Annotated in this window: 1 pseudogene; it reads right to left on the bottom strand. The window is 53.0% G+C overall.

The features are described from left to right. Positions 1-498: pseudogene (locus HKX41_10440) on the bottom strand (phage terminase large subunit family protein). Between the last annotated feature and the right edge of the window lie 113 nt (positions 499-611).

A 611-nucleotide genomic window follows, 5' to 3' on the forward strand; every position in this document is an offset into this window, starting at 1 on the left:
GGGTACCGAGTGTTCATAGCGCTGGCGGCCCATAATAATCTGCCGGTCAATCAGCCAGCTTTCCTCACCCGGCCCCCATCCCCATACGCGCATTTCGTAGCGGTCCAGCTGGGAGTCGATACCGGCGGTCAGGTAAGCCACACGGTCAGGAACGGGCGCTGAATAATGCTCTTTCCGCTCTGCCATCACTTCAGCATCCGGACGTTCGCCAATTTTCGCCTCCCACGTCTCACCGAGCGTGGTGTTTACGAAGGTTTTACGTTTTCCCGTATCCCCTTTCGTTTTCATCCAGTCTTTGACAATCTGCACCCAGGTGGTGAACGGGCTGTACGCTGTCCAGATGTGAAAGGTCACACTGTCAGGTGGCTCAATCTCTTCACCGGATGACGAAAACCAGAGAATGCCATCACGGGTCCAGATCCCGGTCTTTTCGCAGATATAACGGGCATCAGTAAAGTCCAGCTCCTGCTGGCGGATGACGCAGGCATTATGCTCGCAGTGTTAAAAAGCGCTGGAGCTCGAATTCGTAATCATGTCATAGCTGTTTCCTGTGTGAAATTGTTATCCGCTCACAATTCCACACAACATACGAGCCGGAAGCATAAAGTGTA

Origin of the sequence: Salifodinibacter halophilus (assembly GCA_012999515.1) — a bacterium.
GTDB classification, from domain to species: domain Bacteria; phylum Pseudomonadota; class Gammaproteobacteria; order Nevskiales; family Salinisphaeraceae; genus Salifodinibacter; species Salifodinibacter halophilus.